Annotated in this window: 3 protein-coding genes, 1 tRNA gene and 1 pseudogene; 4 read left to right on the plus strand and 1 reads right to left on the minus strand. The window is 65.5% G+C overall.

Annotation, left to right across the window (positions count from 1 at the left end):
* From ACJH6J_RS30035 to ACJH6J_RS30045, 3 genes and pseudogenes are all read left to right on the plus strand, one after another.
* Positions 1-307 (plus strand): annotated as a pseudogene (locus ACJH6J_RS30035) (hypothetical protein); the annotation flags it as partial.
* 19 nt (positions 308-326) lie between these two features.
* A complete protein-coding gene (locus tag ACJH6J_RS30040; protein ID WP_212813304.1) occupies positions 327-1,031 on the plus strand; it encodes a hypothetical protein in 705 nt (234 codons plus the stop codon).
* Between the two features lie 4 nt (positions 1,032-1,035).
* Complete coding sequence (locus ACJH6J_RS30045) at positions 1,036-1,803, plus strand: DUF6882 domain-containing protein (RefSeq protein ID WP_212813305.1); 768 nt, start codon at positions 1,036-1,038, stop codon at positions 1,801-1,803.
* 689 nt (positions 1,804-2,492) lie between these two features.
* Here the strand turns inward: ACJH6J_RS30045 and ACJH6J_RS30050 are convergent.
* A tRNA-Phe gene (locus ACJH6J_RS30050) sits at positions 2,493-2,557 on the minus strand.
* Between the two features lie 349 nt (positions 2,558-2,906).
* Here ACJH6J_RS30050 and ACJH6J_RS30055 point away from each other — a divergent pair.
* A complete protein-coding gene (locus ACJH6J_RS30055) occupies positions 2,907-4,319 on the plus strand; it encodes a hypothetical protein (RefSeq protein ID WP_406805009.1) in 1,413 nt (470 codons plus the stop codon).
* Positions 4,320-4,349: the final 30 nt, after the last annotated feature.

Consider the following 4,349-nt stretch of genomic DNA (forward strand, 5'->3'; position numbering starts at 1 on the left):
TCAGATCATCCTCGGGAAGGTGCGCCCTTTCCTACGCCGCCTCGCCGAGGCTCATCCACAGGTTCTGATCATTGCTCAAGCGAAAGACGGGCATCGCGGTATGGCTTTCGCGCCGGATAGCACCTACTGGGAAGGCCGGGCCGACAAGACGCTCGAACAGGTCGAGCGCCAGCTTCGCGCGCTGCCACCCGATGCGATTCTCGAATGGCACGTCTCCGACCCGTACGGCGCTGCGGCGATACGAAAACTGTTTGAGGCCAACGGCATCTATGACGTCTCGGTCATCTACACCCCAAGGATGCCGTGAAAGTTAGGATTGACAGATCATGAGCACCGCAGGCACCGCGCCGGTATGGGGGAGCCGGGATGCGATCCTGCGCTCCGTGTGGGTCGCGACCGGAGAGTCCCCCGAATGGATCGCGCAACGCACCGACGCGTTGCTAAGTGAGCTTCAGGCGGCGTTCGATGTGTCGTATTGGCGGACGTCGAAGGATCAGCGTTGGGAGGGCTCACCGGAGGCCCTGGCCGACATCGTGCGCGGCTTCGTCGGCACCGGCATAGACGGTGACCCCGAGCCCGAGAACGGATACGTGTTCTCGGTCGCCGGTGCGGGACCGCGGGTGGCGCCGCGGATCAGGGTGTCTGCGGGATCCGTCTCCACGGGCGGGCGACTTCCGAGCCACCACATGACGGTGGAGCTTCGCGAGATGTATACCGGTGCGATCACCGCAGAGGACGGTGACATCGTGTGCGCGGCGGTGGCGCGGACCTGGGGACCGGCCATGTTCGCCCTAGCGGACGACCCGACGCGGAGCGCCGCGCGCCGCGGCAACTGGAAGATCGGCATCGGCTACCGCACCTGGATCAGCGCCGAGGTCGGGACGGTCAGTCGAGTCGCCGATGGGCTCACGGCGTCCGAACTGGCTGGGGGAACGCTCATTTCGGCTCCGGACAACTGGCCGGCCGAACGGGTGGTTGCTGCGCTGACAGAGACCTTGAGCGCCAACGGGCTCGACGAAGTGCCGCACTAAGCACGTGACAGGCGAGCCACCGAGCTTCGAGTTCACCTTGACGAGAGACCGCGACGTCGTCGGCCAGCTCGTCGACCACACGCTCATCCTGTCCATCGAGGCGCAGACCGAACTCATCGCCCGGTACTCGGGGCTGTCTTGGCGCGTAGACCTGTCCGAGCCGCCGGTGTTCTGGTTCGAGCGCGAGCCCGCGGCGGTGTTCCGCCCACATTTCATCGGCTCCACCTCGACGCGCACCAACACGTGGCTGTGGGCCTGGGAAAACATCAACGACTTCCCGGACTCAGTAGTCTCCCTCGCCCAGTACGTCCGGGAGGCAGGCGAGCGACTCGGCGCGGCGGAGCTGACGACCGCGTATCAGAACCTTCAACCGGCCGAACGGGTCTACGAGGGGCTGATCGCACGCGGCATGCCCGAAGCCGTCTACGTCTACTGCGCACAAGCACTCTCCGAGCTGCCCGCCCCGGTCTACTACCGAGCCCCGAATGGGAACGGATACAGCTGGTTTCTGCTTGACAACCCTGACGAGTTCTCGATGCCCACCGCCGCCGCTGTGTCCACCACGGCGGCGATTACCCGCGCGCTGCGAACCGGCGACATCACCGATCACCGCCTGGCGGTGACCGCCTATGCTCAACGCCGGCAAGGGATTTCGTTGGATATCCCCGGGCACGACCGCATGGTCCTGCAGGCACCGGACGGACAGGTTGTGATCGGAATTGACGAGGCCGGGCGGATCACCACGATCGTGAGTGACCCTGGTGGTCAATAGCAGGCTGGGGTACTTCAGCGGCATCGGTGAGCTCAAAGCCGGAAACCTCGCCACACAGTCTAGGCGGTCATGCGGTGCCTAACTCTGCGACGGCGCCGTCGAGAGCGGCATCCCTCACGATGCGGTAGGCAGATGCCCGGCTGATCCCGAGACAGAGCCGCGGAGTAACGCGCCGCGGCTACACTCCGTGTCCAGCGATGTCCATCTGCTCAACCGTAGCCGCGTCGTACCCGCGGGAACGTAGGTACTGATTAGCGGCGGCGACAGCGGCGCTGGCCTCAGACTGAGTGCCTACGCCCTTCGCGTTGGCGATCCCGTATGCGACGGCACAGTCCTGTTGGACCTCCGCAAGGAACTTGTTCGAGTTGACGTAGCCGTTCGCCGCAGCTGCGTTGGCGCATGAGTATTCGTTGGCGGATGCCGTGCCCGCGTTGCTGATTGTGAACGCGGCGAGCATCGCAGTCGCGGCGAGCAGTCGTGCTCTCATAGTGCGCTGAGGGTACCGCCGCCCACCCAGCTTTCGGTCCGTTCCGACGAGCCATCGACGCTTCGAAATGATCCAGCTGCGGGTCATCAGGGCCACCGCGTTGGCGACTAGATCCAGAATGGGTCACTCTGGGTCATCGGCGCCCTGCCAGAACCCGGCCCAGTTACGAGAAGAACCACCCGTTACCAGGTGGTTCTCGAAGTGGCCAGGGCCGGGATCGAACCGGCGACCTTCCGCTTTTCAGGCGGACGGGATAGCCACTGACCTGCGGTTTCAACTTCTTTTGTGCGTCCTGTGCGCCGCATTGAGCAAGGCTAACGCACTCAAGTTGTCCGACGAACGGACATAGACCGGACACGGTGCTTGCACTCCTGACCAGGAGCTTCGGCGCTGCCGCATGTGTTGTACGCGGCATCGAAGCCTCCGGGGAGCAGGCATCCCGATGCCCAGCATCGAATCATCAGTCACCGGCTCGACGCGATCGGCGGGCGGCTCGACATCGACACCTGACGGGCCGCCATTAGGGCCTGGTTCTCCGGGTGCCTCGGTGGACAGGAGGTCGCGAGCGCCCGAGGCCGCCAGGCCGCAGGGCGGGAGAGCGCCAGCGGTCGGCCGGATGGCCCCCGAGGCGTCCGGCCTCAACCCGGCCGCACCCGGCGGGCTTGTTATATGTGCCGAAAATGTCCGCGAGTCGGTCGACGACGCGAGCGCAGCCGAGGAGCTGCGGCCGATCGACGCGTTGGGGCTGCGGTTCCCGAGTCCCGAGATGGTCGCCGCCGCTGCTGCGTTGTTCGAGCCGGCAGCGCCGTGGGCGTCTGGTCCTGCCCGTCGCGGGGTGGAGCCGGAATCCGGACGGTTTCGCATCACTGTTGGTCCTGGCGTGGTCCGACTGAGTTGGACCAATCCCGTTCGTGTCGAGAAGACCGCCGAGCGGGGCGTTGCTCGTCACCAACGTGATGTTGACGACGCCGAGCTTCGAGTCAGGTCGGATCTGGCTGCCGGGGACGATCATCAGGCCGTCGTGTCTTTGACACGACGGAGTCGTAAGGCAAGCGAGCAGCGTGGGACTGGCGCTGTCATCACCGAGTGGTCCCGGAAATCGCGGTCGTCGATGTGCCGCACCTTCGCCGAACTCGACTACACACCACTGGTCGAATCCGGCCGCGTCCCTGCGATGGTCACGCTCACTTATCCCGGGGATTGGGAAGTCGTCGCTCCCGACGGGGCCAGCGTCAAGCGGCACATGGTGCTGTGGCGCAAGCGCTTCCAACGTGAATACGGCGAACCGGCTCGCTACATCTGGAAGCTGGAGTTTCAGCGACGCGGCGCCCCGCACATCCACCTGTGGATGGCGCCGCCGATCTCGCCGGGTCGCTCGGGGCGAGGGTTCGCTCAATGGCTCTCCACGACATGGGCGCAGATCGTCAACCACCCTGATCCTGTGCACAAGGCCCGCCATCAGCTCGCCGGGACCGCCATCGATGTGCGCAACGGGCTGAAGGCGTGCGATCCCAAGCGGTTGGCCATCTACTTCACCAAGCACTCATCACCAAACCTGCACGGCGACAAGGAGTATCAGCACGTCGTTCCCGAACTGTGGCGACAGCCGGGTCGCGGCCCTGGCCGATTCTGGGGCGTGTACGGACTCAAGAAGGCCGTCGCCGTCGTCGAGGTCGCTCAGGACGCATACCTGGCCGCGCGCCGGATCGTGCGGCGGTGGTCACGCAGTCAGGCGGTGTACAGCGATTCGGGTAGCCGCTTCCCCACTACCGTGGTGCCGCGCACGGCTACGCGCCTCGTCACCCGGATCGATCGTGGCACCGGCGGTGTCGCATGTCGGAGGGTTCGGCGACGACGAACGCTCTGCAATCAAGGGGGCCTTGCCGGCGGGTACGCGCTGGTCAACGACGGGCCATCGTTCGCCGATCAGCTCGCGACCGCTCTGTTTGGTGCGGCCACGACGGCTCACCTGTCGCCTCAGCGGAGCAATGATCAGAACCTGTGGATGAGCCTCGGCGAGGCGGCGTAGGAAAGGGCGCACCTTCCCGAGGATGATCTG

The organism is Mycobacterium sp. SMC-18 (assembly GCF_045310895.1).
Lineage (GTDB): Bacteria > Actinomycetota > Actinomycetes > Mycobacteriales > Mycobacteriaceae > Mycobacterium.